At 61.8% G+C, this 26,820-nt stretch carries 29 protein-coding genes; 12 read left to right on the top strand and 17 right to left on the bottom strand.

Annotation, left to right across the window (positions count from 1 at the left end):
* Positions 1 to 32: 32 nt before the first annotated feature.
* From ACR0K1_RS17650 to lpxK, 4 genes are read left to right on the top strand one after another with little or no spacing between them, the layout of a single operon-like run.
* Positions 33 to 1,379: a TldD/PmbA family protein gene (locus tag ACR0K1_RS17650; protein ID WP_480851379.1), complete on the top strand. Its 1,347-nt coding sequence runs from the start codon at positions 33 to 35 to the stop codon at positions 1,377 to 1,379.
* Positions 1,366 to 2,166, top strand: coding sequence for an inositol monophosphatase family protein (locus ACR0K1_RS17645; RefSeq protein WP_480851378.1), 801 nt, complete (start codon positions 1,366 to 1,368; stop codon positions 2,164 to 2,166). Before ACR0K1_RS17650 ends, ACR0K1_RS17645 begins: the two co-directional genes overlap by 14 nt.
* On the top strand, positions 2,163 to 3,398 hold the full coding sequence (locus ACR0K1_RS17640; RefSeq protein ID WP_480851377.1) for a 3-deoxy-D-manno-octulosonic acid transferase: 1,236 nt from the start codon (positions 2,163 to 2,165) through the stop codon (positions 3,396 to 3,398). Before ACR0K1_RS17645 ends, ACR0K1_RS17640 begins: the two co-directional genes overlap by 4 nt.
* Positions 3,385 to 4,383, top strand: a complete 999-nt coding sequence (gene lpxK / locus ACR0K1_RS17635) for a tetraacyldisaccharide 4'-kinase (RefSeq protein ID WP_480851376.1) — start codon at positions 3,385 to 3,387, stop codon at positions 4,381 to 4,383. Before ACR0K1_RS17640 ends, lpxK begins: the two co-directional genes overlap by 14 nt.
* A 31-nt stretch (positions 4,384 to 4,414) precedes the next feature.
* Here the strand turns inward: lpxK and ACR0K1_RS17630 are convergent, their stop codons facing one another.
* Together ACR0K1_RS17630 and ACR0K1_RS17625 are read right to left on the bottom strand one after the other, a co-directional pair.
* Positions 4,415 to 5,077 (bottom strand): DsbA family protein, encoded by a 663-nt coding sequence (locus ACR0K1_RS17630; RefSeq protein ID WP_480851375.1) that lies wholly within the window; start codon positions 5,075 to 5,077, stop codon positions 4,415 to 4,417.
* Between the two features lie 13 nt (positions 5,078 to 5,090).
* Positions 5,091 to 5,597: a DUF721 domain-containing protein gene (locus tag ACR0K1_RS17625; protein WP_480615668.1), complete on the bottom strand. Its 507-nt coding sequence runs from the start codon at positions 5,595 to 5,597 to the stop codon at positions 5,091 to 5,093.
* Between the two features lie 105 nt (positions 5,598 to 5,702).
* Here ACR0K1_RS17625 and mutY point away from each other — a divergent pair, with 105 nt between their 5' ends.
* Together mutY and ACR0K1_RS17615 are read left to right on the top strand one after the other, a co-directional pair.
* Positions 5,703 to 6,770 carry an A/G-specific adenine glycosylase gene (gene mutY, locus ACR0K1_RS17620; RefSeq protein ID WP_480851374.1) on the top strand — a complete coding sequence of 356 codons (1,068 nt, stop codon included), beginning with the start codon at positions 5,703 to 5,705 and terminating at the stop codon, positions 6,768 to 6,770.
* Between the two features lie 23 nt (positions 6,771 to 6,793).
* Entirely contained in the window at positions 6,794 to 7,930 is a 1,137-nt protein-coding gene (locus ACR0K1_RS17615; protein ID WP_480851373.1) for an alkane 1-monooxygenase, read from the top strand.
* Positions 7,931 to 7,958: 28 nt separating this feature from the next.
* Here ACR0K1_RS17615 and ACR0K1_RS17610 read toward each other — a convergent pair whose 3' ends face one another.
* The 4 genes from ACR0K1_RS17610 to ACR0K1_RS17595 all read right to left on the bottom strand — a co-directional run bounded on the left by ACR0K1_RS17610 (position 7,959) and on the right by ACR0K1_RS17595 (position 11,885).
* A complete protein-coding gene (locus tag ACR0K1_RS17610) occupies positions 7,959 to 9,341 on the bottom strand; it encodes an adenylate/guanylate cyclase domain-containing protein (RefSeq protein WP_480615662.1) in 1,383 nt (460 codons plus the stop codon).
* Between the two features lie 139 nt (positions 9,342 to 9,480).
* Entirely contained in the window at positions 9,481 to 10,584 is a 1,104-nt protein-coding gene (locus tag ACR0K1_RS17605; protein ID WP_480615660.1) for a DNA methyltransferase, read from the bottom strand.
* Positions 10,585 to 10,691: 107 nt separating this feature from the next.
* A complete protein-coding gene (locus ACR0K1_RS17600) occupies positions 10,692 to 11,309 on the bottom strand; it encodes a ribonuclease HII (protein WP_480851372.1) in 618 nt (205 codons plus the stop codon).
* 114 nt (positions 11,310 to 11,423) lie between these two features.
* Positions 11,424 to 11,885, bottom strand: a complete 462-nt coding sequence (locus tag ACR0K1_RS17595) for a hypothetical protein (RefSeq protein ID WP_480851371.1) — start codon at positions 11,883 to 11,885, stop codon at positions 11,424 to 11,426.
* Between the two features lie 175 nt (positions 11,886 to 12,060).
* On the opposite strand from ACR0K1_RS17595, the gene ACR0K1_RS17590 reads away from it, so the two are divergent.
* The 3 genes from ACR0K1_RS17590 to ACR0K1_RS17580 all read left to right on the top strand — a co-directional run bounded on the left by ACR0K1_RS17590 (position 12,061) and on the right by ACR0K1_RS17580 (position 14,698).
* Complete coding sequence (locus tag ACR0K1_RS17590; protein ID WP_480615654.1) at positions 12,061 to 12,348, top strand: hypothetical protein; 288 nt, start codon at positions 12,061 to 12,063, stop codon at positions 12,346 to 12,348.
* Positions 12,320 to 13,021: a winged helix-turn-helix domain-containing protein gene (locus ACR0K1_RS17585; RefSeq protein ID WP_480615652.1), complete on the top strand. Its 702-nt coding sequence runs from the start codon at positions 12,320 to 12,322 to the stop codon at positions 13,019 to 13,021. Before ACR0K1_RS17590 ends, ACR0K1_RS17585 begins: the two co-directional genes overlap by 29 nt.
* Before the next feature lie 105 nt (positions 13,022 to 13,126).
* Positions 13,127 to 14,698 carry a DUF427 domain-containing protein gene (locus ACR0K1_RS17580; RefSeq protein WP_480615650.1) on the top strand — a complete coding sequence of 524 codons (1,572 nt, stop codon included), beginning with the start codon at positions 13,127 to 13,129 and terminating at the stop codon, positions 14,696 to 14,698.
* A gap of 124 nt (positions 14,699 to 14,822) precedes the next feature.
* Here ACR0K1_RS17580 and ACR0K1_RS17575 read toward each other — a convergent pair whose 3' ends face one another.
* From ACR0K1_RS17575 to ACR0K1_RS17550, 6 genes are all read right to left on the bottom strand, one after another.
* On the bottom strand, positions 14,823 to 15,620 hold the full coding sequence (locus ACR0K1_RS17575; RefSeq protein WP_480851370.1) for a DUF1217 domain-containing protein: 798 nt from the start codon (positions 15,618 to 15,620) through the stop codon (positions 14,823 to 14,825).
* Positions 15,617 to 16,018: a flagellar biosynthesis repressor FlbT gene (flbT, locus tag ACR0K1_RS17570; protein WP_480851369.1), complete on the bottom strand. Its 402-nt coding sequence runs from the start codon at positions 16,016 to 16,018 to the stop codon at positions 15,617 to 15,619. Before flbT ends, ACR0K1_RS17575 begins: the two co-directional genes overlap by 4 nt.
* A complete protein-coding gene (gene flaF, locus ACR0K1_RS17565; RefSeq protein WP_480615644.1) occupies positions 16,018 to 16,392 on the bottom strand; it encodes a flagellar biosynthesis regulator FlaF in 375 nt (124 codons plus the stop codon). Before flaF ends, flbT begins: the two co-directional genes overlap by 1 nt.
* A gap of 77 nt (positions 16,393 to 16,469) precedes the next feature.
* Positions 16,470 to 17,714, bottom strand: coding sequence for a flagellin N-terminal helical domain-containing protein (locus ACR0K1_RS17560; protein WP_480851368.1), 1,245 nt, complete (start codon positions 17,712 to 17,714; stop codon positions 16,470 to 16,472).
* A gap of 208 nt (positions 17,715 to 17,922) precedes the next feature.
* Positions 17,923 to 18,282 carry a flagellar biosynthesis protein FlgN gene (locus ACR0K1_RS17555; protein ID WP_480615640.1) on the bottom strand — a complete coding sequence of 120 codons (360 nt, stop codon included), beginning with the start codon at positions 18,280 to 18,282 and terminating at the stop codon, positions 17,923 to 17,925.
* The gene (locus ACR0K1_RS17550) at positions 18,272 to 18,547 is read right to left on the bottom strand and encodes a rod-binding protein (RefSeq protein ID WP_480851367.1); all 276 of its coding nucleotides are present in this window, start codon (positions 18,545 to 18,547) and stop codon (positions 18,272 to 18,274) included. The genes ACR0K1_RS17555 and ACR0K1_RS17550 overlap by 11 nt, the downstream gene beginning before the upstream one ends.
* Before the next feature lie 112 nt (positions 18,548 to 18,659).
* On the opposite strand from ACR0K1_RS17550, the gene ACR0K1_RS17545 reads away from it, so the two are divergent.
* The 3 genes from ACR0K1_RS17545 to ACR0K1_RS17535 are packed head-to-tail and all read left to right on the top strand — an operon-like array spanning position 18,660 to position 21,398.
* Positions 18,660 to 19,820 carry a flagellar hook-length control protein FliK gene (locus tag ACR0K1_RS17545; protein ID WP_480851366.1) on the top strand — a complete coding sequence of 387 codons (1,161 nt, stop codon included), beginning with the start codon at positions 18,660 to 18,662 and terminating at the stop codon, positions 19,818 to 19,820.
* 3 nt (positions 19,821 to 19,823) lie between these two features.
* Complete coding sequence (locus tag ACR0K1_RS17540; protein WP_480615634.1) at positions 19,824 to 20,480, top strand: flagellar hook capping FlgD N-terminal domain-containing protein; 657 nt, start codon at positions 19,824 to 19,826, stop codon at positions 20,478 to 20,480.
* A 48-nt stretch (positions 20,481 to 20,528) separates the two neighbouring features.
* Positions 20,529 to 21,398 (top strand): phosphotransferase, encoded by an 870-nt coding sequence (locus tag ACR0K1_RS17535; protein WP_480615632.1) that lies wholly within the window; start codon positions 20,529 to 20,531, stop codon positions 21,396 to 21,398.
* A gap of 8 nt (positions 21,399 to 21,406) precedes the next feature.
* Here the strand turns inward: ACR0K1_RS17535 and ACR0K1_RS17530 are convergent, their stop codons facing one another.
* The 5 genes from ACR0K1_RS17530 to ACR0K1_RS17510 all read right to left on the bottom strand — a co-directional run bounded on the left by ACR0K1_RS17530 (position 21,407) and on the right by ACR0K1_RS17510 (position 26,691).
* Positions 21,407 to 22,711, bottom strand: coding sequence for an NAD(P)/FAD-dependent oxidoreductase (locus tag ACR0K1_RS17530; RefSeq protein ID WP_480615630.1), 1,305 nt, complete (start codon positions 22,709 to 22,711; stop codon positions 21,407 to 21,409).
* Positions 22,708 to 23,526 carry an ABC transporter permease gene (locus tag ACR0K1_RS17525; protein ID WP_480851365.1) on the bottom strand — a complete coding sequence of 273 codons (819 nt, stop codon included), beginning with the start codon at positions 23,524 to 23,526 and terminating at the stop codon, positions 22,708 to 22,710. The genes ACR0K1_RS17530 and ACR0K1_RS17525 overlap by 4 nt, the downstream gene beginning before the upstream one ends.
* The gene (locus tag ACR0K1_RS17520) at positions 23,523 to 24,413 is read right to left on the bottom strand and encodes an ABC transporter permease subunit (protein ID WP_480615626.1); all 891 of its coding nucleotides are present in this window, start codon (positions 24,411 to 24,413) and stop codon (positions 23,523 to 23,525) included. Before ACR0K1_RS17520 ends, ACR0K1_RS17525 begins: the two co-directional genes overlap by 4 nt.
* Complete coding sequence (locus tag ACR0K1_RS17515; protein WP_480615624.1) at positions 24,413 to 25,540, bottom strand: ABC transporter ATP-binding protein; 1,128 nt, start codon at positions 25,538 to 25,540, stop codon at positions 24,413 to 24,415. Before ACR0K1_RS17515 ends, ACR0K1_RS17520 begins: the two co-directional genes overlap by 1 nt.
* A gap of 65 nt (positions 25,541 to 25,605) precedes the next feature.
* Entirely contained in the window at positions 25,606 to 26,691 is a 1,086-nt protein-coding gene (locus ACR0K1_RS17510; RefSeq protein ID WP_480851364.1) for a polyamine ABC transporter substrate-binding protein, read from the bottom strand.
* Between the last annotated feature and the right edge of the window lie 129 nt (positions 26,692 to 26,820).

Here is a 26,820-nt window from a genome sequence, read left to right as displayed (position 1 = left end):
GCTACGTCCTGTGCAATCATTCCGGAGGCGACATGACCCGAACACCAGAAGAGATCAGCCACAACCTGCTGGACGCAGCCCGCAAGGCGGGGGCCGAAGCGGCTGATGCGATTGTCATCGACGGGTCTTCGGTCTCGGTAGAGGTGCGCGGCGGCACGCTGGAGCATGCGGAACGGTCCGAAGGCACCGATCTGGGGTTGCGCGTGTTTCTGGGAAAACGGCAGGCCATCGTCTCAAGCTCGGACAGCCGCCCGGAAACGCTGACCGCGATGGCGGAACGTGCCGTTGCGATGGCCGGTGAGGCGCCCGAGGACCCGTTCACCGGGCTGGCTGCAAGCGACCAGCTGGCCAGGAACTGGGACATGCAGGCGCTCGAGATGTTCGACCCGACCCCCGAACCCACCGCCGAGGCGCTGATGCGGGATGCGCTGGCCGCCGAGGCCGCAGCGCTGGCGGTTGAGGGCGTGTCGCAGGTCTCGGACGCCGCCGCCGGCTATGGCACGCACCGGGTCCATCTGGCCGCAACCAATGGCTTTTCCGGCGGGTACGAGCGCAGCAGCCGCTCGACCTCCTGCGTTGCGATCTCGGGCGAAGGCACCGGGATGGAGCGGGATTATGACGGCGACAGCCGGACCTTTCAGTCCGACCTGCGCGCGCCTGACCAGATCGGGCGCACTGCAGGTGAACGTGCCGTGGAACAGGTTGGCGCGCGCCAGCCCGCCACCGGCAGCTTCCCGGTTCTGTTTGACGAACGCATCTCATCTTCGCTGATCGGGCATCTGCTGGCCGCCGGCAACGGCGCGGCCATCGCACGCGGGGCGTCCTGGTTGAAGGACAGTCTGGGCGAACAGGTTCTGCCCAAGCACCTGTCGCTGATCGAAGACCCCCACCGCCCGCGCATCTCGGGCTCTCGCCCTTTCGATGCCGAGGGGCTGCCGACCCGTCGCCGTGCGATTGTCGAAAACGGAGTGCTGACCGGCTGGACGTTGGATTTGTCCAGCGCCCGCAAGCTGAAAATGACCTCGACCGGCAATGCCACGCGCGGGGTGTCCGGCCCGCCCTCGCCCAGCAACTGGAACCTGAGCCTGACGCAAGGCACGCACAGCCGGGCCGACCTGCTGCGCGATATGGGCACTGGGCTGCTGGTGACGTCGATGATCGGATCGACGATCAACCCAAATACCGGCGATTATTCCCGTGGCGCATCAGGTTTCTGGGTCGAAAACGGGCAGATCGCCTATCCGGTCAACGAATGCACCATCGCGGGCAATCTGCGCGACATGCTGAAACGGATCATCCCGGCCAATGACGCGCGGACCTACCTGTCGCGCGTCGTGCCGTCGGTGCTGATCGAAGGGATGACACTTGCCGGCAACTGACCTGCCCCTGCTGATCGAAGCCGCGCTGGAATCGGGCAAGATCGCAACCCGGTATTCCGGCGCGCAGGCGCAGCGCTGGGACAAGCCCGGCGGGGCCGGTCCGGTGACCGAGGCCGATCTGGCCGTCAACGCGATGCTGGAACAGCGGCTGCCCGCAGCCCGGCCCGGTTATGGCTGGCTGAGCGAAGAGACCGAGGACACTGCCGACCGCCTGACCCGCGACCATGTGTTTGTGATCGACCCGATCGACGGCACCCGCAGCTTTGCCGAAGGGTCCCGCACATGGGCGCATTCGCTGGCGGTGGCCGAAAAGGGCGAGGTGACTGCCGCCGTTGTGTACCTGCCCCTGCGCGACCTGCTTTATGCCGCCGCCGAGGGTCAGGGGGCGACACTGAACGGACAGCCTCTGCAGGCCTCGGACGAGGCTGTTTTGGCACAAGCGGAAGTACTGGCGGCACGGCCCAACCTTGATCCGCATCATTGGCATCAGGGGCAGGCTCCCGAATTCAAACGCGCCTACCGCCCCTCGCTGGCCTATCGCATGGCGCTGGTGGCGCAGGGGCGGTTCGACGGGATGCTGACACTGCGGCCCAGTTGGGAATGGGACATCGCCGCCGGAGATCTGATCATTCGCGAAGCCGGGGGCATATGCACCGACAGAACCGGCCAGCCGCTGCGGTTCAACAATGCCCATCCGCGTCTGAACGGCGTGATTGGCATGGGCGCCGGCCTGCACGCGCAGATATTCGCGCTGCTCGACCCGAACGGCCCCGGGATCGGGGCATGAGCAAGCCGCGCTCTCTGAGCCTTGCGGCCTACCGGATTCTGTCCTGGAACGGGCCGAACGCCGCCGGGCACTACGATCTGCCGCGTCCCGAGGGCGAAGTGCTGTGGGTGCATGTCGCCGCGCAGGACCGGCTGCGCGCGGTGTGCGATTTCTGCCAGCGCCTGCAGCAAACCCGCCCGGGGATTTCGGTTCTTCTGACCGCGCCGCCGGATGCCGATCTGAACCGCTGGACAGGCAGCGCCTATCCGCTGGTCGCCCTGCCGGTGGACAACGCACGAACGACACGCGGCTTTCTGGATCATTGGCGGCCCGACATGGCGCTTTGGGTTGGCGGTGGCCTGATGCCGAACCTGATCACCCGCGCCGATGAACACGACATTCCGATGGTCCTGACCGAGGCACAGCCGGACATCACGGTCCCGCTGGGCGTGCGGTGGCTGCCCGATATCGCCAGATGCACGTTCGACTGTTTCCAGACCATCCTTGCGCCAACGGCAGAAGCCGCGCGCCAGATCCGGCGGCTTGGCGTCACCTCGACCAAAGTGGCCGAGGCCCCGCCGCTGCAGATCAGCCCGATCCCCCGATCCTGGCCCGAGGACGAGCTGATCGAAATCACTCACGCCTTTGCCGGACGCCCGGTCTGGCTGGCCGCCGGGGTGATCGACAAAGAGTTCATCTCGGTCCTCAGCGCCCACCGTCAGGCCCTGCGGGTTCTGCCCCGTCTGGCGCTGATCCTGCATGTCGCTGATACCGGCGAGGCCGCGCCATTGCACCGCCGGCTCGAGGCGATGGACCTGCGCTGCGCCAACTGGGACGACGGCACGCCGATCGAGGATACCACGCAGGTCATCCTGTCCTCGGAACCCGAGGATCTGGGCCTGTGGCACCGCGTGTCGTCGGTCAGTTTCATGGCCAGCTCGCTGGAACGCGGTGCAGGCGGGCACGATCCGCTCGAGGCCATCGCGCTGGGTTCGGCCATCATCCACGGTCCTTTTGTGCATCGGTATCAGGAGATGTACAATCGCCTGAAACAGGTCGATGCGGCGCAGGAGGTGCGAACCGCCACCGAACTGGGCGATGCGGTCGAAGCGCTTCTGGCCCCGGACCGGGCGGCGGATATGGCGCTGGCCGGGTGGCAGATGATTACCGAAGGCGCGCCGCAGGCGGACCTGTTGATCGATATGGTGCAGGAAACGCTGGACCAACGGAGTGCACAAGATGCGGGCACCTGAGTTCTGGAACACCGCCCCGGACCGGCTGGACCTGCGCGCGCGGCTTCTGGCCCCGCTGGGCAGGCTCTATGCCTCGGCCACGGCCCGGCGGGTGGCGTCTGGTCAGGGTATCCGGCCCGGCGTTCCGGTGATCTGCGTCGGCAATCTGAACGCGGGCGGGACAGGGAAAACCCCAACCGTGATCTGGGCAATTGAACAGCTCAGCAGCGGCGGACACGCGCCCCATGTCGTCAGCCGCGGCCATGGCGGTTCGCTGGACGGCCCGGTGCGGGTCGATCCGGCCAAACATACGGCGGCGCAGGTCGGCGACGAACCGCTGTTGCTGGCGATGTTCGCCCCGGTCTGGGTCGCCAAGGACCGCGCCGCCGGGGCGCGCGCCGCTGCTGCTGACGGGGCAACCGCGATCCTGTTGGATGACGGGTTCCAGAACCCCTCGGTCGCCAAGGACTTTTCGATCATCGTGGTGGATGCCCAGCGCGGATTTGGCAACGGGCTGTGCCTGCCTGCGGGGCCCCTGCGGGAACCGGTCGACGCCGGGCTGCAGCGCGCCGATCTGGTCCTGTCGCTGGGTGACGCCCCGGCTCAAACGGTGTTTGCCGACCACTGGAGCGCCAAACTGACGGTGCCGCACGCGCGGGGTGCCGTGGAGCCGCTGCAAACCGGAATGGACTGGGGCGATACCCGGGTTCTGGCCTTTGCCGGGATCGGGCATCCGGAGAAGTTTTTCCAGACCCTGCGCACGCAAGGGGCCGAGCTTATGAGGGCCGAAGCGCTGGACGATCACCAGCCGCTGACGCAGGCGCTCATGACACGATTGGAAAACGACGCGCGGCAGTTGGGTGCGCAGATGGTCACGACGGAAAAAGACGCCGTGCGCCTGCCGCCTGCCTTTCGCAACAAGGTGCTGACCCTGCCGGTGCGTCTGCGTGTGGACGAGGCCGACAAGGTCAAAGACATGCTGTTGAAGGCGGCCCCTGCACCCTAGCAGGGACCGGCCGGGATCGTTGGAAACGGGCTTAGCTGCCCAGTTCTTCTTCGATCTGCGCCTTGAAATCCTCATAGGACTGGTTCGAAACCATCTTGCCGTTCACCACGAAAGAGGGCGTTGCCTGCACCCCGTCGCGTTCCTTGTTTTCCTGATACCAGGCCACCAACGTTTCCACGCGAGTGCTATCTTGCAAGCAGGCCTCAAGCTGATCATTGTCGATCCCGGCAAGACGGCCAATTTTGCGCAATTCACCCACGATCTCCGCATCACCACCGGCATTGATCCATTCCGACTGGTTTTCAAAGATCAGATCTGTGATACCAAAGAACTTCTCGGGGCCGCCGCAGCGCGCCACCATCGAGGCCCACAGGCCGTAGCGGTCAAAGTACACCTCGCGGTAGATGAACTTGACCTTCCCGGTGTCGATGAAATCCTTCTTGAGCTGCTTATACGCCCCCTGATGGAAATTCGCGCAATGCGGGCAGGTGTAGGATGCGTATTCGATGATCTCGACCGGCGCATCCTCGGCCCCCTGCACCATCTCGACGATGGTCGAGGTGTCCAGATCAGCCTCCTGCGCCTCGGCGCTGCTGACCAGCGGATAGGCGGGGGTAGAGTTCGACAGCGACAGCCAGTAGCCGCCTGCGGCCACGGCGACAGCCGCACAGATTCCGGTTGCAATACGGCTCATTCTCGGCCCTTTCTCAGCGTTTCTGCTTGAATAAAACGTTGCGGCCCAGACGTTCAAGGGCAGCGCGCAAATCACTGTCGTTTACGTCGCGCGACACATTGTCAGCCTCGGCTGCGATTTCGGGTGCAATTTCAGGTTTTGCTTGTTTCGGCTTGTGGTCGAAACTGGCCTGCCCCTCGGCAAATCCGGTCGGAGCGGTCTGGGTGATGCGAATGCGGCTGATGGCGTTGTAGCCGTAGACCGCGTTGACCTTGTGGCGCAGCTGATCCTTCTGCATCTCCAGCATCGGGGCCTGCGGCCCGGTGGTCAGTACCGTCAGGGTTGCGCCCATGCCGCCCCGGCCATAGCCCACATTCACCGGGCGCGCGATGGCGGCGGTGTCCTGCCCGACAATCTCGGCCCAATGTGTCAACAGGCGCGATACGGCAAAGCCGCGGGTTTCCCCGGCGCGCCGAATCTGGTCGTTCAGCAAAGTCGCGGTGCGTTTGAACCCGCGGGTCGAAGAACGTCTGCGCTGCATCTGGTTTCCAACTCCTGCGCCACTATTGTAATGGGCAGACCGGCAGGTGCCAGCGAAACCCGACAGAGAGATGAATAAAACTTGCGTGACATCGGTGAATTTGACGTGAGCACCGCCCTGCTCGACTGGTACGACCGCCACGCGCGCGACATGCCGTGGCGTGTAGGTCCGGCAGACCGCAGGGCCGGGGTGCAACCCGACCCTTACCGCGTGTGGCTGTCCGAGGTGATGTTGCAACAAACCACCGTGGCCGCCGTGCGCGACTACTTCACCCGGTTCACCACCCGCTGGCCAACCGTCGAAGCGCTGGCAGCCGCGCCGGACGATCAGGTCATGGGCGAATGGGCCGGGCTGGGATACTACGCCCGCGCCCGCAATCTGCTGAAATGCGCGCGGGTGGTGGCGGATGAGCATGGCGGGTGCTTCCCCGACACCCATGATGCGCTGTTGCAGCTTCCGGGCATCGGGCCCTATACCGCCGCCGCGATCTCGGCCATCGCCTTTGACCGGCCCGAGACGGTGCTGGACGGCAATGTCGAACGGGTCATGGCCCGGCTTTACGACATCCACGACCCGCTGCCGGGGTCGAAACCTGCGCTCAAGGACAAAGCCGCAGCGCTGACCCCGACGAAGCGGCCCGGCGATTACTCGCAGGCGGTGATGGATCTGGGCGCGACCATTTGCACGCCCAAATCCCCGGCCTGCGGCATCTGTCCTTTGCGCGATCCGTGCCTGTCGCGGGTGGCCGGAACTCAGGCGGACTTGCCGAAGAAAACGCCGAAAAAGCCCAAACCCACCCGGTTCGGACATGTCTACATCGCCCGCAGCGCAAATGGCGCAATGCTGCTGGAACGCCGTCCCGACAAGGGCCTGCTGGGCGGCATGCTCGGCTGGCCGGGCTCGGACTGGTCCGACACCCCGTCCGAGGCCCCGCCCTTTCCCGCCAACTGGCGCGTCCTGCCGGGTGAGGTGCGGCACACCTTCACGCATTTTCACCTTGTGTTAAGCATCTGGACCGCAGAATTGCCTGCAGGCATTTGCCCCGAGGGGCTGACCGTGCTGGACAAACACAGTTTCAAACCCGGCGACCTGCCCACTGTGATGCGCAAGGCCCATGACCTCTGGCGCGGCCACCAGGCCGCTGTGCAAACTGGTCAGTCAGGGATAGGCTGACCGCATCCTTTCGGAGCACCGTAATGATCGCATCAGACACCCTGTCACGTTGGCACTCGGCGCTGCCCTTCTGGCTGTCCTTCCTGCTGATCCCGCTGATCTTGGCAACGGCCGTGGCGGGCGGCGGATGGGTGTTGCTGGTGCCGCTGTCCACGTGGTGGGCGTTTGCCGTGCTTGACCGCCTGACCGGGCTGAACCTGCAAAACGCCGACCCCGAGACGCCCGACGGGGTGCTGCGCTGGTACATCCTGCTGACCAAACTGTGGGTGCCGGTGCAGTTCCTGACCCTGTACGGCCTGCTCTGGTACGCGACCCGCGCCGATCACCTGACGATTGCGGCGAAGCTCGGGCTGTTTTTCGGGATGGGCGTAATCTCGGGCACCATCGGGATCAACTACAGCCACGAGCTGATGCACCAGAAATCGCGGTTCGAGCGCTGGCTGGGCGATGTCCTTCTGGCCATGGTGCTGTATTCCCACTTCCGGTCCGAACATCTGCTGGTCCACCACCGCTATGTCGGTACCCCGCGCGATCCGGTCACCGCCCGCTATAACGAGGGGTTCCACCGCTTCTATCCCCGTGTTCTTTGGCAATGTCTGGCGTCGGCTTTCAGGGCCGAACGGGCCAAACTGGCGCGCAAGGACCGTCCTTGGACCGACCGCGCAAATCCGTTCTGGCGATACTGGGCGCTACAAGGCGGCATGATGCTGCTGGCGCTGTTGGTTGGCGGCTGGTCCGGGCTGGGCCTGTTCCTGCTGCAGGCCGGCGTCGCCATCTGGCAGCTGGAACTGGTCAACTATGTCGAACATTACGGCCTGACCCGGAAGCACATGGGCGAAGGCAAATACGAACATGTCCTGCCGCGCCATTCTTGGAATGCCTCGCAGAAAGCGTCCAACTGGCTGCTGATCAACCTGCAAAGGCACTCGGACCACCATTACAAACCGAGCCGCCGCTTTCCGCTGCTGCAACACCACACACCGGATACCGCACCGCAATTGCCTTATGGCTATCCGGTCATGACCGTGGCCGCGATGATCCCGCCTCTGTGGCGCCGGGTCATGAACCCCAGGGTGCGCGCATGGCGGCGGCAATATTACCCCGAAATCACCGACTGGCACCCCTACAACAAGGCGCTCAACCCGCAGCCAAACGCGTGACCGCGGCGCGCTGCCCGGCGGGAGGGGTTCAGATCACCCACACATCCATTGGGCCTTCGACGCCGCGCACGGCCAGCGCGGCGCGGGACTCGAACCCCTCAATCACCGTCTGCGCCGCCGGGCCTTCGCTGACCGCCTGATTGCGCAGGGCGTCGCTGATGACAACGCGGGTGCCCAGCGAACGTGTCATCGCTTCCAGCTTGGCCGCCACATTCACCGCGTCCCCGATCACCGCAAATTCCAGCCGGTTGGCCCCAATATCTCCCAACACGACAGGCCCGTAGTGAACACCGATCCCGACATTGATTTCGGGCTCGCCATTCCGGCGTCTCTCGGTGTTCCAGCGCTCGATGGCCGCAACCATCGCCCGCGCGCACGAGATCGCATTTGTCGCGTCCAGCGGCGTCGGGACCGGCGTGCCAAAAGTCGCCATCAGCCCGTCGCCCAGATATTTGTCCAGGGTGCCGTGATGCCGGAACACCTCGGTCTCCATCCGGGCATGAAATCCGCGCAGAATCTCGATCACCTCATACGGATCGCGACCAGCAGAAAACCGGGTGAAGCCGACGATATCGATGAACAGGACGGCGATGTTCTCCTTGCGCACCTGTTTCAGCGGCTCGTCATTCTGGCTCAGCTCCTCGACCACATTGGGCGAGAAATAGCGCGACAGGTTCGCCCTTTCCCGCTCCAGCCCCGCATTGGTCATCAGCAGGTTGTTCAGCCGCCGCAGCGATACCCCAAGCGTCACCGCCACCATCACGAAGACGATGACCTGCTGAATGCGCTGAGACACCATGAAACTGTTCGGATCCAGCAGGTCCGCCACATCCGGGTAGCCCTGCAAAGCCTGCGCCACCCGTTCGCTGATGCCCGGTATCGGGGTCGCCACCCACCACGCGATGATCCAGCCAACGGTCCACATCATGGCGGTCCAGGACCCGATGGCGATCACCGTGCGCCAGGAATAGGCCAGTGTGCCCGCCGCCAGAATGATGAAGAAATACTGGAAGTTATCGAACCGGTACTGCATCGCCAAAGGCCGTACATCGTCGCTGAACGGGTTGGGAATGATCATACCAAGGGTCATGATCAGCAGATCGACGAAGATAAGCAACAGTTCGGTCCGCGATTGCCCCACCCGGCCCGCGCGGCGGATCAGCCAGCCGTTGCCGCAGATCAGCAGCAGGATGAAGTGATACCACAGCACCTCGGGGTGCGGGTTCAGATAGATCAGCAGAACTCCGGTCAGCCCCATCGCGATCCACCGGGCGCGCACGGCCAGTTCCAGCCCTTCGCGTTTGTGCCGTTCAAGGACGGCCTCGGTATATTTATTGTCCAGGTCGTACTTGTCCGGCTGGGTGACAAAGAACCTGCCGAAGCGGGATTCGCCTGCGGTGCTGTCAGTCATGGCCTGCGCCTTTCGCGGGGTCTGTCAGGGGTGCCTTATGCAATCACCAATAGGATGAAAACAAAAGACCCCGCCGAAAACGGCGGGGCAAGGCGTAGTGCCTTGTGTCAGGCCACAGGCACCGGCGGTGTTCTGGAAATCAGTTGTGCATCTCGGCCCGGATCTGCTGGCGCAGCACGTCGATAGGCACGGTTTTGCCATCGCGTTTGAAGCACCAATAGGTCCAGCCATTGCAGGAGGGCGCGTTTTCCAGATGCGCGCCGACCTGATGGATCGAACCCTTGACGTTATCGCCGACCAGCGTGCCGTCGGCGCGGACCTTGGCCTTGTGGCGCTGGTTCATGGAATACAGTTCCTCACCCGGACGCAGCATGCCGCGTTCGACCAACTGACCAAAGGGCACGCGCGGCTCGGCGCGTTTGCTGGCGCTGACCTCCAGCGCCTCGCGGTCGAACTTGCGGACCTTGGCGATGCGCTTTTCGGCGACCTTGCGATAGCTTTCCTCGCGCTCAATGCCGATGAACTCGCGCCCCAGCATCTTGGCAACCGCGCCGGTGGTGCCGGTGCCAAAGAACGGGTCCAGCACCACATCGCCGGGATTGGTCGAGCCGATCAGGACCCGGTGCAGCAGCGATTCCGGCTTCTGCGTCGGATGCGCCTTGTCGCCGTTTTCATCTTTCAGGCGCTCATGCCCGGTACAGATCGGCAGAACCCAGTCGCTGCGCATCTGCACGCCTTCGTTCAGCGCCTTCAGCGCCTCGTAGTTAAAGGTATATTTCGCGCCTTCGCGCTTGCTGGCCCAGATCATCGTCTCATGCGCGTTGGTAAAGCGCTTGCCACGGAAATTCGGCATCGGGTTCGACTTGCGCCACACGACATCGTTCAGAATCCAATACCCCGCATCCTGCAGGGCCGAGCCGACGCGGAAAATGTTGTGATAAGAGCCAATCACCCAAATCGCGCCATTGGGTTTCAGCAACCGATGCGCCGCCTTCAGCCAGTCGCGGGTGAACTGATCATAGGCCCCGAAGCTGGAAAACTGATCCCAGTGATCGTCAACCGCATCCACCTGAGAATTATCGGGCCGGTGCAACTGCCCTTTCAGTTGCAGATTATAGGGCGGGTCCGCGAAAATCAGGTCAACCGACGCCTCGGGCAGACTGTTCATCGCTTCGATGCAGTCCCCGGATAGAATCATGTTTAAAGGGAGCGCCTTTGCGCCCTTTTTGGTGGTCGTTGTCATATCACTGCCTCAAGTGTCCACGGCGCTTTTGCGCTCATTTGGTTGAGACAAGGATGAGTCAAAGACGATTCGCCGTCAAATTCTTTTTTGAATCAGCGACTTACGATTTACTCTTGATACAAGATATTGTGGACCGGTTTGAACGAACGTCTATGATGTGGGGTCACGCCGAGATTTCGCAGCGCCTCGCGATGCATTTTTGTCGGATAGCCTGCGTTTGTCTCCCACCCGTAGCCGGGATGCTGTTGCGCTAAATCCACCATCCGCTGATCGCGCCAGTTTTTCGCGATGATCGAGGCCGCCGCAATCGACACCGACCGCGCATCCCCTTTGACCACCGCCTGAGACGGGATCTTCATGCCGCGCGGAATCATGTTGCCGTCGATCAGCAGGAAATCCGGGGCGGGGTCCAGCGCCGCGACCGCCCGCACCATCGCCAGATGCGAGGCGCGCAGGATGTTCATCTCATCAATCTCGGCCACCGACGCCTCGGCCACGGCAAATTCGGACCGCGCGCGCAAGGCGTCATCCAATGCCAGACGCCGCTTGGCGGTCAGTGCCTTCGAATCATTCAGCCCGTCGGGAATGTCCTGCGGGTTCAGGATGACGGCGGCGGCCACCACCGGCCCGGCCAGGGGGCCACGCCCGACCTCATCCACCCCGGCGATGCGGGTATGGCCACGCGACAGCAGCGCCTGTTCCAGATCAAGATTCGGCAAGCTCATCCCCCCGGCAAACCGCGTTTCGCCCGACACCGCAAGCAAAAAAAGAGAGGGCAGCTTGCGCCGCCCTCTCCCGTAACGGTGCTTCTGTGGCACCGCTCCTGCTCGAAATAGGTACTAGTAAACCACACGGTATCCGTGATGGCGCAGGCATGCGGGTTCATAGGCCCGCTTCACCTTGTGGCCATTCCAGAAACCAACCTTGCATTGTTGCGGCAGGCTGTTGGCATGTTTGTAATGCTTGTTCAGGCATTTCGGCCGCAGCAGCGGGCGATTGCCATATCCTTCGTAGGTGCGCAGGCAGCGCTGCGGGATGTCGTAACGCTTTACGCGTTTGGGCAGCCGCTTGGACTTGTGGCGCTTCTTCCTGGGCTCCTGGTACACGTGATTGTGGTAATGCCGCTCGACCTTATCCTCGCGCCTGTCCTTGGAGTAATGATTGACGGCGGCCCCAAGGATCGCAATCGCGGCGAGCCCGGTCAGAATATCCCCGGTATCCGCTGCCCGCGCCTGTGAGGCTGAAATCCCGGTTACGGCAACGGCGGCCGCAATGATCAGAGCGATAAATTTCTTATGCATGGCACCTGTCCTTTCGAGTGATTGGGCGACCTGCCTCGGGCCGCGTATTTGTTGCACCGACACTGGGCCCACCCCCTGCAGACAAGCAATAACGGGGATTTGTTATCCGATATCAGGCCCCGCAAACCCCTTGGGTTATTGAATATCCGCCCAAGCCATGCGCAGGATGCGGCCTATGAAACAGATCATCTCTTCTCTGGCCGTGGTGGCCCTGATATCGGTTGGCTCTGCCGCCTCCGCCGCGGATTGCTATGCGGATTACAAGGCCAAACAGGACAATCCGCTGCGCCTGCACTATGGCGTGATGCAGGTGTCGTCCTGCAACAAGGGGCAGGCAAAGAACGAGGTCGCCCAGCGCCTGAAAGCGTCGGGCTGGACCTTGCTGAACGTCCAGTCCGTGTTTGGGCCGGAAGGGTTGGATCAAAGGAAGGCCAATGCCGGAAAATTCTATCTCCGTTACTGAGGCGCGGCGGTCCGGCGTTCGGCTGGTTGGTCTGGGCCTTGCAGCCATCGTCGTGATTCTGATCACCGCCGCCGTGTTCCTGTTTGCCACCCTGCCCGATGCCAACGCCTTCAACGCGCGGGTGGAGCGTCTGTTCGTGGAAAGCGACCTGACTTCGCAGGCCGAAATCCGGTTGCTGGAAATCCTCGCGCAATCGGGCACCGCCTTTGCCGACACCCTGTCCAGCTATCGCATGGTGATTTACGTGCTGCTGGTCTTTGCCTGCGCCATGATGATCTCGGCGCTGGTGTTTCTGGTAATGCTGGTCCTGCTGAACCGGCGCATGGCCCAGATCGAACGCACCGGCATTCAGGTCACTTCGCTGCTGATCAGCCGCGAGGAAAACACCGTTTACCTGAACAATATGGATTTCAAACTGACCACTGCCGCGATGGAAACCCTGTCGGTTCTGGCCGAATCCCGGCTGGATGACGAGGTGCTGTCGGGCGCGCAGATCGAGGCGATGATCTCGGGCCGCGACGCCGCCGATTGTGACGAGGCCGCCGGGGCCACGCGGATCAAGCGGCTGCGCGATGCGCTGGGCAACCAGATGGTCAGTGAGCTGCTGGTCAAGAATATCGCCAAAAAGGGCTATATGCTGTCCATCGAAAAGGACGTTATCCAAATGGTCTGAGGGCGCGCTTCGCACGCTCCCGATTGGCAAATTTCGCATTATCCCCCTTGGAATAGTTCCCCCGAAGACCCATTCTAGAAAGACTCCGGGCAAGGGAGGTCGATGATGAACGTCCACGCCACACCTAAACTCAAAGGCTATGAGATTTCAGTAGAGCGGCTGAATGGCAGGATCGCCGTTTACCGCGATGATATCCTTCTGGCCGAAAGCGAAGACGCCAAGGTGATGTATGAAACGCGCCTGCAGCCGACGATCTACATCCCCCGCAAGGACGTTCTTGTCGAGCTGAGCGAAGAGACCGAGTTGCAGACCTTCTGCCCGTTCAAAGGCACGGCAACCTATCACGATATCGAACTGGCCGGCGAGCGGCTGGCCAATTGCGTCTGGGCCTATGAAGAGGCGCTGCCCGAAAGCGTGGCTATCCAGGGCCATATCGGTTTCATGTCCAGCGCCTATACCGACATCGATCTGGGCGAGAACCGCCTGCGCGAACCCGATGACGGGAATATCAGCGGGCCTCTGATCGACTGGCTGATGCGCGGCGCGTCGCTGTCGGACACGCCCGAAGCCTTTACCAAGGCGCTGGCCGAAAAGATGCTGGAACACGGCATCGCCATTCAGCGCCTGAGCATTCTGGCCTGGTCCCTGCACCCTCTGATCGCGGGGAAACACTATATCTGGGAAAAAGATCAGGCCGAGATTCTGACCCGCGCGCCGACCTATGAAATTTACGATCACCCGGCCTTTATCAACAGCCCGCTGCGGCATGTCTCGAACGGGTTGGGCGGGGTCCGCCAGCGGGTGAACGACGACAATCCGCATAACAGTTTCCCCATCATCGAGGATCTGCGCGCCAAGGGGGCCACCGATTACGTCGCCATGCCGATGTCTTTCTCGGACGGACGGACCAATGTGCTGACCCTGACCTGCGATCATCCCGATGGCTTCACCACCGAGAATCTGGGGCTGGTATTCGAATGCTCGACGGTGATCGCCCGCTATTACGAAGTGTTCATGCAGCGCGAAAACGCGCAGGTTCTGCTCGAGACCTATGTGGGCAAACGCTCGGGCGCGCGGGTGCTGGGCGGTGAGATCCGGCGCGGCGACGGTGATGAGATCGATGCCGCGATCATGTTCTGCGATCTGCGCAATTCGACCAGTCTGGAAGAACGGCTGGGCCGGACCGCCTATATCAATCTGCTGAATGAGTTCTTTGAAACCGTGTCCGAAATCGTCCATGCCAATGGCGGCGAAGTGCTGAAGTTCATCGGCGACGCTGTGCTGGCGGTGTTCCCATCCGGCGAAAACGAAGGGGCGGCCCGCGTCAATGCCCAACGCACGGCCATTGGGATCGTCGAAAAACTGGGCGAGCTGCGGGAAGCCGGAGCCGAGGTTCATTGCGATTGCTCGATCGGCCTCGCTTATGGCCGTGTGACCTATGGCAATGTGGGCTCTCGCGAACGTCTCGATTTCACCGTCATCGGTCAGGCCGCCAACATAGCCGCCCGTTTGGGGGAATACGGCAAAACGGTCAGCCATCGCATTGTTGTGTCCGAAGACATCGAACCTGCCTGCTCCAATGCCCTGCCGCTGGGCGAGGTCAAACTGCATAACGTGTCGCAACCGGTTACCAGCTATGCGCTGCGAACCTCGGCAGATGCTGTTCTGGACGCGTGACGAACGGGGCGGATGTCACTGATCCATCGGATTTATGGCGCGACCCGCCGAAAGCGGCTGGACGCGTTATGTTCGGCATGAGTTATGTGCCAGCATTGGTTTTCCGCGTCGTAGCCAAATTGGCTCACCCAGCTGCGCCCAACAGAATCAAAGCCGTCTGAGCCGGAGAAACATTGCTTTGCAATTGCGCGATCTGACTGCGTGCCAGATAGGTGTCGGTCAGTTTCCCGATTGCCTCCTCGTCCGCGAACTGCGCCAGATCGTCTGAGCCGGTGAGACGGGACAGCCTGTCTTTGAACTCACCCAACTGAGTATCCAGATCCAGCTGCGCAAAGGATGGCGGCAGGCCGAGGGCGGTTTCCATCATGCTGCGCAGCGGCGGCAGGCCCATCAGGTCGAACCATTTCGTATCCACACTCGCATCGCCCCGGGCCAGGTCCGACAGCCTATGCTGGGCGTATAGCGAGATGCGCATCGTTTCATCGGATTCCCCCACCGAAACCTCGAACCGCGTGACCAGACTATCCTGCGCGACCTTTTCCATATTCGTGGTCAGGCCGGTTTTCCTGACCTCACCGGGGCCAAAGCCAAACGCGTCAGAGAATTCGCGGTACCGTTTATCCGACAACCGGTTGGCCAGCGCGTCCTGCGCATTTGTACCGTCTTCAAGAATTTTCCGGATGAAGAAACGATTGTTCAGATCACCCTCTAACCCGAATGCACCCAATGCGACCTGCAGCAACCGGCGATCCGAGACCAAATCCCCAGCCGTCTCGACCTTGCCGATATTGTCCAGAAAATACTTGGTTTCGCGCTCGTTCACATTCGAAGACGTAAAACTCTGAAGCTGCGCATCATAGGTTCGCTGCAGAAACCGCCAGCCGACCAGCCCGCCCGAGGGTATGACAGGCTGAAAACTCATTGCTGATAGGCCATCAGCCGCTCTTCCCGGGACAGCAGCGACCGCAGGGATTTCAGGCATTTGTAGTAGTGCTCTCCGACCAAAGCATCCGTTGCTTCGGCCAGAACACGGCGGCTGTCCGCGTCGGTGAAAACCTGGCTCAACTCCTCAACCCGGCGCAGCAATTGCTGGCGGGCCTGATCGGGCTCGGTATCTCCGGACAAGACAAGCTGCGCGGCATAGCACACGCGCCGCACTGGCGTGTTGACCTCATCCGGGTGAATGGCATCTTTCAGCCGCAAGACGTTCGCCTGCGGTGTCATGATCGAGAACCGGCTGCGGCGGTCGCCGTTTTCGATCACCACGCCGTTGATCAGAACCCTTTCTTTCGGCGCCAGCTTAAGAACCAAACCACTCATCACATCGCCCCCGCTTGGCGCAGCCCGCGCAGAACGGCGGTGTTGATCTCGAGCAAGGGATCAACCGTCGCGTTATTGCCCAGAATCTGGCTGCTGTGCCGTTCCGTGAACTCGGCCAGATAGAATATGCGCGCGCGCAGGTCATTGGGTAGCGCGTTGGCGGAATCCGAGACCCCCGTGGCCAGGACGGTCCACAGACGTCGGTTTTCATGCACGGCCTGAACAAATCCCGCAAAGTCCGCCTTTTGTCTGGCCGCTGCGGCCTTGAGACGGCGGGTGATTTTCGAAATCGCCTCATACTCCGTATCCCGCGGCGTCCTTGTCGGGGCGGCAGTCTGGGCGTAGGCGGTATGGGCGAGCGTTTGCGGTGTCACGTGCAATCCTTCCTATGAGCAGTCATCAGGCAGTCAGAACCGGGGCGCAAAAACCGCGCCCCGATCCGGTTCCGGAATTAGCGGAACAGCGACAGGATCGACTGCGGTGCCTGGTTGGCAATCGACAGCGACTGGGTTGCCAGCTGCTGCTGCACCTGCAACGCCTGCAGACGGGCCGAGGTTTCTTCCATATTGGCGTCAACCATCGAGCCGATACCGGATTTCAGCGAGTCGGTCAGTTTGGACACAAAGTCGTTCTGGGTTTCGATACGGCTCTGCGCCGACCCAAACGCCGCTGCGGCATCGATCGATCTGTCGATCAGGGTTTCAATCGTGCCAAGCGCTGCGGACGCGCCGGCTGCGGTAGACACGTTGATCGAGCTTAGCGCGCCCAGACCACCGGCTCCGGCATTGGTGAATTGCGCCGAAACGGTCACGTCACGATCCGCATCCGCCCCTGCCGTTGCCGCCCCGGTCACGAAGGTCAGAGTGTTGGGCGTGCCCGAGTCGTAATCGACCGCCACCCCGGTGATGCCCAGCGCGTCGATCTGGTTCTTCAGGCCAACCGCGACCAGCGCATCCGTGTAAGCGTCGTCATAGGTGCCCGAAGGTTCCAGATCGCTGGCCTGAACGGTGTAGGACACCCGCTGATCGCCGACGGTGATCGAAATCGAATCGCCAACCGCAAAGTTATCGACCGAGCTGTCGATCACGATGTTGCCAGTGCCGCCCGCCTTGTCCATCGTGAACCCGGCCGTGTCGTCATCGGTTGTCTGACCTGTCGAACCGTCCAGAACCGCCTTGGCCGTATAACCGCCAATCGACAAATCCTGCGCCGCCACCGAAATCGTGTTCGGCGTCACCGCGCCCGAACTGTCGCGGTCAAGCGAAGACAGGATTGTTGCGCCCGTCACCCCGTTGACCAGATTCAGCCCGTTGAACTGCGCTGCCCCGACAACCGATTCAATCTGATTGCGCAAAGCGGTCACATCGGCGTTGATCTTGTCGCGGTCAACATTGTCTTCCTGCGCCGCGATGACCTTTTCCTTCATCTGCGTCAGCAGGTCAGTGACCGTTTCCGATGCGTTCCGCGCCACTGCGACGGTCGATTCGCCCAGTGCGAGGCTGTCCTTGATCGCATTGAAGCCCTTGACGTCCGATTCCATGACCTTCGAGATCGCCCAAACGGCCGAGTTGTCTTTTGCCGTTGCTATGTCCTTGCCGGTCGAAATCGCGTTCTGGGTCATTTCCAGGTTCTTGTTGACCGATTTCAGGGTCTGCAGCGCAACCATTGCGCCATTGTTTGTCAGAATGCTGGACATAGATGTCATCCTTTCAGGTTTGGGCCATTTTGCCCTTGTTCACCCCGCGCGCCTCGCGGGCCTTGGCGTCTTTCTGACCTGTGCGACATGCCATAGGGCCATTCGCGCCACCTGCTGTTTCAGGTGCAGGCTCACTTTTGGCCCCGATCTCCTAACGGAGTGCTAAGACGCCCCGACCGGAAATTTCGGATTTGAATCAACCCGGTCGCTATGCCCGTTTTTCCAGCTTCGGTGCGCCGCGCACAGTGAACCCGCTGCGCTGCCCGTCGGCCCCGTAGGTGCTGAATTCCTGCCGAACCCGCCGCAGCTCGGCCATCCGGGCGGCAATGGCACGAATCCCGTCGGCAGCGCTGTTCAGCAAAGCCTGATTCCGTTCGACCTTTTTCTGCACCTGAATCAACTGTGCGCTGTCCCGCACCTGCAGATCGTTGATCGCGCCGATCAGCTTTTCCTTTTCCGGCACCATATGGGTCAGACGATCCAGGTCCCCATCGACAAGCGCCGTACGCTCGAGATCCAGCAATTCTTCCAGGGACTTTATCAGCGAGAGGTCGCGGTCAGCCGTCATCAGAGTTCTCCATCAGTGATTTGAAAATGACCTCGGACAGGCCGACGCCGCCGGATTGTGCCAGCTGCCGCGCCTGATGCTGCGCCAGAAAGGACGCGAACTGATCTTCGCCCGCCCCGCCACCAAATGCCTGGCGCGTTTTGCCCAAACCGGCGGATTTCAGCATTTCGCCCAGAAACGCGGCCTCAAGCTCAACCGCCGCTGCCCGCAGCTTGTCCGGGGGGGATGGCATTTGCGCCATCGGAGGGGGTGCGGAAACCTTCATTGCTTTCTCCGAAAATTGCATCGAACTTTTTCGATCAAAGGCGAAAGCAGTTAAAATAAACGTAACTTCCTGCGGTCAGGTTTGCGGTCAGACCAGATGGAGCCGGAGCAAAATGCCCAACCCTCTTACCCTGACACCCGCAGCGCCAGCCACGGCGGCAAAGCCCGCTGTCCTGCAACGGCACGACGGCGAGGCCGAAGTGTCCACAGATTTTCAGGGTGTTCTGACCTTGGTAACACTTACGGATTCTGCGGGACCCGGTGGGGAAACAGCCGTTCCTACCCATGCGGATGCCAATATCGAAGCGGCTGAGGTTGACGTCGAACCGGTTCCCGATGCGCTTGCCCAAACGCCTCCCGCCCCGGTCGAGGGCGCGGAGGGATCCGTGGCGGCATCTCAAATCAACAGTCAGGCCCCTGAGGTTCCGGTTGAAGCGAAGATGGTACATGACAAAGCCGGTCTGGCCATCTCGCAGACTGAGTCGCGTGCTGACATGCCCGTCGCTGCGCAGACTCAGCCTGCACCACCCCTCATCGCCGAACCGTCACACGCCAACGCTCCGCAAAAGGTTGAACTGGGTGTGGTGGGCAAGACGCCCCTTCCCATGGGAACGCCAGATGAACCTATCCCGGATATCGACGTCAGGCACGGCAACCCGCAGGCCTCTGCCACACCGGTCGAATCGCCCAAACCCGCCCTGCCGGTTCACCCCCCCACGGTCGCGCAGATGCAGCTAACCGCATCCATGAAATCCGCCGAAACAGAAGACGCACCGCAGGTTTCTGAAAGCGAAGGGCTTAACAACACCCGATCCGAGCAGTTGCTGCAGCTTACGCGCGACATCGCCCCGCAACCGAATGCGGCCTCGGCGATTGCGCGGGCGGAAATCTCGCGGGCTATCGCCGGTCAGATGGCGGCTGCGATCACCGCGCGGCCCGGGTCCGGCGCGGTCGAGATTGCCCTGAACCCCGAGGAGCTGGGGCGCGTGTCGATCATCATGAACGGACGCGATGACGGGTTGCATCTGGCGATCATGGCGGAACGGCCAGAGACGCTGGACCTGATGCGCCGACACATCGCGGTTCTGACGACCGAGTTTCAGAAACTGGGATTTGGCGACCTCTCGCTGGATCTGGGAACGCCGTCAGAGTCGCATCAAGACCAGCCCGACTCCCAGCCGGGACAGGTCATTGAAACGGAATTTGCCGAGGCCGGCGCGCCGACCTATCCGCAGCGCAGCACCCCGGCCACCGGTATTGATATGAGGCTTTAACACATGATCACGCCAACCCACTCTGTGCAGCCAGCCGCTCAGCCCGGCCCCGCGTCCAAAACCGCCGCGGTGACGTCAGATTTTGAGACGTTTCTGCTGATGATGACAACGCAGGCGCGGAATCAGGACCCGTTAGAGCCGATGGACGCTTCGGATTACGCATCGCAACTGGCGCAATTCTCGATGGTCGAGCAGCAGGTCCAGACCAACGACTTGCTGTCGTCCCTGGCCACGGCTCTGGGCAGCGTCAATCTTGCGGATCTTGGCAACTGGGTCGGCATGGATGTGCGCTCCGGTTCAGGGTTTCACTTTGACGGTACCCCGGTCACGCTGTTCGCCCAGCCCGACCCGACCGCCGATGAGGTCACGCTGGTCGTGCGCGACGATCAGGGGGATGAGGTCAGCCGCGCGACTCTGCCCGCAACCGACGCCGAATTTGTCTGGGCCGGTACGGATGCGCAGGGCAACCCTTTGCCTGTGGGCAATTACACGGCGACGCTGGAAAGCCATCGCAAGGATGAGCTTGTTTCCGAAGCCCCGGCAGCGGCCTATTCCAAAGTGATCGAAGCACAGATCGCCGAAGGGTCGGTGATCCTGACTCTGCAGGGCGGTCTGGCGGTTCAGGCCACCTCCGTCACTGGTGTCAGAACCGGCGCTTGATCTGTCAGGCAGGACGGGTCAAACCTTGGCAAATCCCGACTCGCTCGATTGGTAACTCCGCTGTCCGACCTGCCCGATCCACCGTCCGACCTGACCCGGCAACTTCTGTCGCGGGGGTTGGTGACCTCTGCCGTGAGGTTCGAAACACTCTATGGCGGGCGCACCAATCAGGTCTGGAAGGTTCTAGGCGAGGATGGCGACAAGGTCCTGAAACTCTATCGCACCGACCTGAGGAATCCGTTGTTCCGCAACGATGCCGAGCTTGAGGCCGGATGCCTGCAAGCGCTTGAACCCACCGGTTTTGTGCCGCGCCTGCGCGCGACGGGGCAATACCGGACCGATCACTGGGTTCTCTATGACCACGCGCCCGGATCGCCCTGGCGCGCAGGACCCGAGGCGGTGGGGGTCTTGCTGCGCAACCTGCATGCGCAACCGGTGTCGATGCCCCTGCCAAAAGCCTGCAATGGCAGCGAGGATCTGGCGGCGCACGGGCAGCGTATATTGGCGGATTGTACATCCGATACGTCCAAACCGCTTATGCATCAGCGCCCCGAAATTCATGTACCACCGGCTTCCGAGACCTGTCTGATCCACGGCGACCCCGTGGCGGGGAACATTCTGGTCTCAGACGACCGGCTGACCCTGATTGACTGGCAATGCCCGGCCAGGGGCGATCCGTGCGAAGACCTCGCGCTGTTTCTGTCCCCCGCGATGCAGCGCCTGTATCGCGGAACGCCTTTGAGCCCGGCGGAAATCCAGCAATTCCTGATGGCCTATGACAATGCCGAGGTTGTCTCTCGGTACCAAACTCTTCGCCCTTGGTTTGCCTGGCGCATGGCCGCCTATTGTCTGTGGCGGGCCGAGCGCGGCGCGGCAGATTATGCCGACGGTCTGCAACTGGAACTGGCGCTGATTTAGTCGCGCTGTCACCTCAGATCAGCCAGCGCCATCAGGGCGTAGAGCGGTGGCATCAGTGCCCTGCGCCATCGGCCAAAGGGGAAACGCCGGGGCGGTTGCGTCATAGGCGCGGGCAGTTGGCTGTTCTGACCCAGCACCAGCCGCGCCAGGGCCCGCCCGCAATAGGTGCCCATCGCAACGCCGTTTCCGTGATAGGCAAACCCGGCAAACATCCCCGCCTGCCCGGGGACCGGCCCGACATAGGGCAGCAGATTGCCGGACAGGCACACCAAGCCCGACCACATATGCGTTGCCTCGACCCCGGACCACGCCGGGAACATGCGCCGGAAGTCCTGCTGAACCTTGCGCCGGATCGCGGCCTCAGAGGCCGGGGACGACCGCAACCCGCCGCGCATGCCGAACAGGAACCGCCCATCGGGCATCAGCCGGAAATAGTGCAGCAGATTGCGGGTGTCGTAACACATCTGACCCGAGGTCCAGCCCTGCGCCATCTGCTCGGCCGGGGTCAGGGGGCGCGTCACCAGAACCGTGGATTGGGCGGGCATGTAGCGACCGGACATCCAGGCCGGGATGTCTTCGCTGGAATAGCCGTTGGTGCAGATCAGAACCGTTTCAGCTGTAGCGCGACCTGTTGGTGTGCGCAGATCGAACCCCGACCCGCTTTTGTCGACCTTCAGAACCGGGCTTCTCTGAAACATCTCAGCCCCTTGAGATCGGGCCTCGCTGGCAAGACCGAACAGGTATTTTCGCGGGTTCAGGCCAAAGCCCACCGGCAGCGTGTAACCGCCGTGAAACGGCCCGCTCAGCCCCAGCGCTGGCAAGTCCTTTGCCGCGTGCAATGTGCCTGTTTCCTCTGCATCCCGGCGCAGCCTGTCCATTGCGCGCCGGGAATGGGCAAGCTGGGTTTCGCCCTGGGAATGGGTGTCGGCATCGATCCGATAGCGCGCCAGCAGATCGGAGACCAGATGCACGGCCTCCGCCTCGGCCCTCGCATAGCCTTCGCTAGCGACAGGCCCAACGCGGCGCGCCAGAGTTGCATGATCCAGCTTCGATCCACCCAGACAGCAAAACCCGCCGTTGCGCCCCGAGGCGCCCCAGCCCGGCGTTTCCGCCTCGAACACCGCGACCGAGGTCCCGCTTTCGGCCAGATGCAACGCAGCGGACAATCCGGTGAACCCGCCGCCGATTATGGCAGTATCTACGCGCAGATCGCCCTGATGGGTGGGCCAGTCGGGGCTGGCAATCGTCTCATCCCACCAGCACCCGTCGCGGGGGCCCGGACCATAGGTGTAGTCCGGGAAAATCCGCCTCATTCAGCGCGCGCGGCGGCCATCTCATCCTGCCGCTGGCGCACCATCGCGCGTTTTGTCACCAGCGATGCCGTGATCACGCCGACCGTGACAACCGCAATCATGATCGTGGAAAGCGCGTTGATCTCGGGACTGACCCCCAGACGCACGGCTGAGAATATCTTGATCGGCAGGGTCGTGGCCGACGGGCCCGAGGTGAAGGACGCGATCACCAGATCGTCCAGCGACAGGGTGAAGGCCAGCAACCAGCCCGAGATCACCGCCGGCGCGATGATCGGCAGCGTCACCAGCCGGAACGCCTGTGCCGGGGAACAGCCAAGGTCCAAAGCGGCCTCTTCCAGCGACTGATCAAAGGTCACAAGGCGCGAGGAGACGACAACCGAGACATAACACATGGAAAACGTCGTATGGGCCAGCACGATGGTCAGGATACCCCGGTCCAGCCCGATGCCGATGAACAGCAGCAGCAGCGACAGGCCGGTGATCACTTCGGGCATCACCAGCGGCGCGTAGATCATGCCGGAAAACAGCGTGCGGCCAAGGAACCGCCCGCCGCACACCAGAACAAGCGCGGCGGCGGTGCCCAGAATGGTGGCCAGCGTCGACGAAAACACTGCCACGCGCACGGTCACCCAGGCGGCGTCCAGAAAAGCCTGATTCTGTACCACCTCGGCGTACCATTTGGTCGAGAAACCCGCCCAGACCGTCACCAGCTTGCTTTCGTTGAAGCTGAAGATGATCAGGATGATCATCGGGATATACAGAAAGGCAAAGCCCAGCGTCAGCGAGACCGTATTGAACCAGCTCAGCCTGTTCATTTCTCGGCCTCCGTCTGTTTCTGCTGGTTGCGCTGGAACAGCACGATCGGGATGATCAGGATCAGCAGCAGAACCACCGCCACGGCGCTGGCCACCGGCCAGTCGCGGTTCGAGAAGAACTCTTCCCACAGCACCTTGCCGATCATCAGCGTGCCGGACCCGCCCAGCAGTGACGGGATGACGAACTCACCGATTACCGGGATCATCACAAGGAAACAGCCCGCGATGATACCGGGGCGCGACAGCGGAATGGTCACAAGCCAGAACGCCTGCAGGCGAGAACAGCCCAGATCCTCGGCAGCCTCGATCAGTGAGCCGTCCATCCGTTCCAGCGCCGAGTAGATCGGCAGGATCATGAACGGCAAATAGGTATAGACGATGCCGATATAGACCGCCGTGTTGGTGTTCAGAATGGTCAGCGGGGTCGAGATGATCCCGGTCCACAGCAGGAACTGGTTCAGATAGCCTTCGTTCGACAGAATTCCCATCCACGCGTAGACGCGGATCAGGAACGAGGTCCAGAACGGCAGAATCACCAGCATCATCAGCGTCGGCCGCCACTCTTCCGGGGCGCGGGCCATGCCATAGGCGATGGGATAGCCGACCAGCAACGTGAAGAAGGTCGAGATCAGCGCGATTTTGACGCTGGACAGGTAGGCTTTCCAATACAGATCGTCCTCGGTCAGCCAGACGAAGCTTTCAAAGTCCAGCTGGCTGAAGAAATCCCGGATGCCCGCCCATCCCTGCGACAGGTCCAGCGTCGGGGTATAGGGCGGAATCGCCAGTTCGGTGTCCGACAGCGAAATCTTCAGGACGATGAAGAACGGCACCAGAAAAAGCGCCAGCAGCCAGACATAAGGAACGGCGATCAGCAGGGCGCGGCGCATCAGTCTGCCAGCAGGACCGCGGCGGTTGCTGTCCAGGACAGCCAGACCGGGTCTTCCCATGTAAAGGACCGGCGCGAGATACGGCGGGTATTGGCCGTTTGCGCCTTGATGATCGTGCCGTTTGCCAGTTCAACGTGGTAGGTGGACAGATTGCCCAAATAAGCGATGTCATGCACCTTGCCCTGAATGGCGTTGATCGCATCTGCCGGGCGGTCGACCGAGATCGTCACCTTCTCGGGCCGGATCGCCAGGTGGCAGGACTGGCCGTGCGACAGATCGGTTGCCGAGGTTGCGGTCAGCGGCGCCTGCCCCTCGGCCCAGTCGATCTGAAAGGTCTGTTCCCCGTTCGCCGTCGCGCGGCCTTGGATGATGTTCACGTCGCCGATGAAATCCGCCACGTAGACCGAGTTCGGGTTTTCATAAATACGATCCGGGGTGGCGACCTGCATCAGCCTGCCCTGATCCATCACCGCCACGCGGCTGGCGACAGTCATCGCTTCTTCCTGATCATGGGTGACGATGACAAAGGTGGTGCCGGTCTTTTCCTGAATATCCATCAGTTCGAACTGCGTATCCTGCCGCAGTTTCTTGTCCAGCGCGCCCAGCGGTTCGTCCAGCAACAGCAGCTTGGGTGCCTTGGCCAGCGACCGCGCCAGCGCCACCCGCTGCCTTTGCCCGCCGGAAATCTGGTGCGGTTTTCGGCGGGCGAACTGTTCCAGCCGGGTCAGGCGCAGCATTTCCTCGACCCGCTCTTCCAGGTCATGCTTGGGCATGTTGTCCCGGCGCAGGCCAAAGGCGATGTTGTCCCAGATGCTTAGGTGCGGGAACAGCGCGTAGGACTGGAACATCATGTTCACCGCCCGTTTGTTGGGCGGGATCGGGTCGATATCCTGCCCGGCCAGCAGAATATGCCCCTCGGTCGGGGTCTCGAACCCCGCCAGCATCCGCATCATGGTTGTCTTGCCGCAGCCCGAGGGCCCGAGCAGGGCGAAAAACTCGCGCTCGAAGATGTCCAGCGACAGGTTGTCGATTGCCGTGAACGCTCCGAAACGTTTGGTGACATTCTGGAACTGGATCAAGGGTTTCGCCTGTGGGTCGTCCCACGGCGCAAAAACGTCAGAGTTCAAAGCGGCCCCCGCATATCGGTCCGGACAGGAAAGGCGCGGGGCGTTGGCCGCCCCGCGCTGTCAGATCAGGTGCCTGACTTGATCTTGGTCCACATACGCGTCACGACGCGCTGCGTTTTCTGCGGATACGGGCCCTTGATATAGGTATTGTTCATGGCCTCTTCCGACGGGTAAATCGCGGGATCGCCGATCACGTCTTCCGACAAGAACTCCTGCGATGCCTTGTTGCCGTTGGCGTAGTAGACATAGTTCGAGGCCGCCGCCATGTTCTTAGCGTCCAGCATAAAGTCGATGAACTTATGCGCACCCTCGGGGTTCGGTGCATCCACCGGAACCGCCATCTGATCGAACCACATCTGCGAGCCTTCCTTGAACGCGTTATAGGCGATCTCGACTCCGTTATCGGCCTCGGCCGCGCGGTCGCGGGCCTGCAGGACATCGCCCGAGAAGCCAACCGCGACGCAAATATCGCCGTTGGCCAGCGCGTTGATGTATTCCGAGCTGTGGAACTTGTTCACGTAAGGCCGGACCGCCGCAAAGACCTCTTCCGCCTTGGCGATATCGTCCTTGTCATGGCTGTTGGGATCAAGACCCGCATAGACCATGGCCGCCGGAACCATCTCATCCGGGGCGTCCAGGAAATAGACCCCGCAGGATGCCAGCTTTTCCATATTCTCGGGGTTGAAGATCAGCTCCATCGAATCGATCGGCGCGTCTTCCCCCAGCACCTCTTTCACCTTGCCGACATTCACGCCCAGCCCGGTCGTGCCCCACATGTAATTGACCGAATGCTTGTTGTCCGGGTCGAACCGGGCCACACGCTCGGCGATGACGTCCCATACATTTCCGAAATTCGACAGCTTGGCCGCATCGATTTCCTGAAACGCGCCGGCCTTGATCTGACGGCTCATGAAGCTGCCGGTCGGCACCACCACATCATAGCCCGAGCCTCCGGCCAGCATTTTGGTTTCCAGAACCTCGTTGCTGTCGAACACGTCATAGATCAGGGTCAGGCCCGTCTCTTCCTCGAATTTCTGCAACAGGCCTTCGTCGATATAGTCGGACCAGTTGTAAACACGCACCTCTTCGGCAAAAGCCGCCGAAGTCCCCAATGCGATGACCGCTGTCATGGTCAGCGTTTTGATTGACATTTTGTTCTCCCTGCAAGTGTACGGGTATTTTCCCGTTTTTTTGGATTTGATCAAGTTTTGCGTTTTCCCCCGATCCCGCGTATGGTTTCACGAGGTCTGCCGTCTGACAAGTCAGGGGCAATTGAAACG

This window comes from Ruegeria sp. F5, from assembly GCF_056533845.1.
The sequence above is the reverse complement of the archived record's forward strand: the minus strand, read 5'-3'. Positions and strand labels throughout refer to the sequence as shown.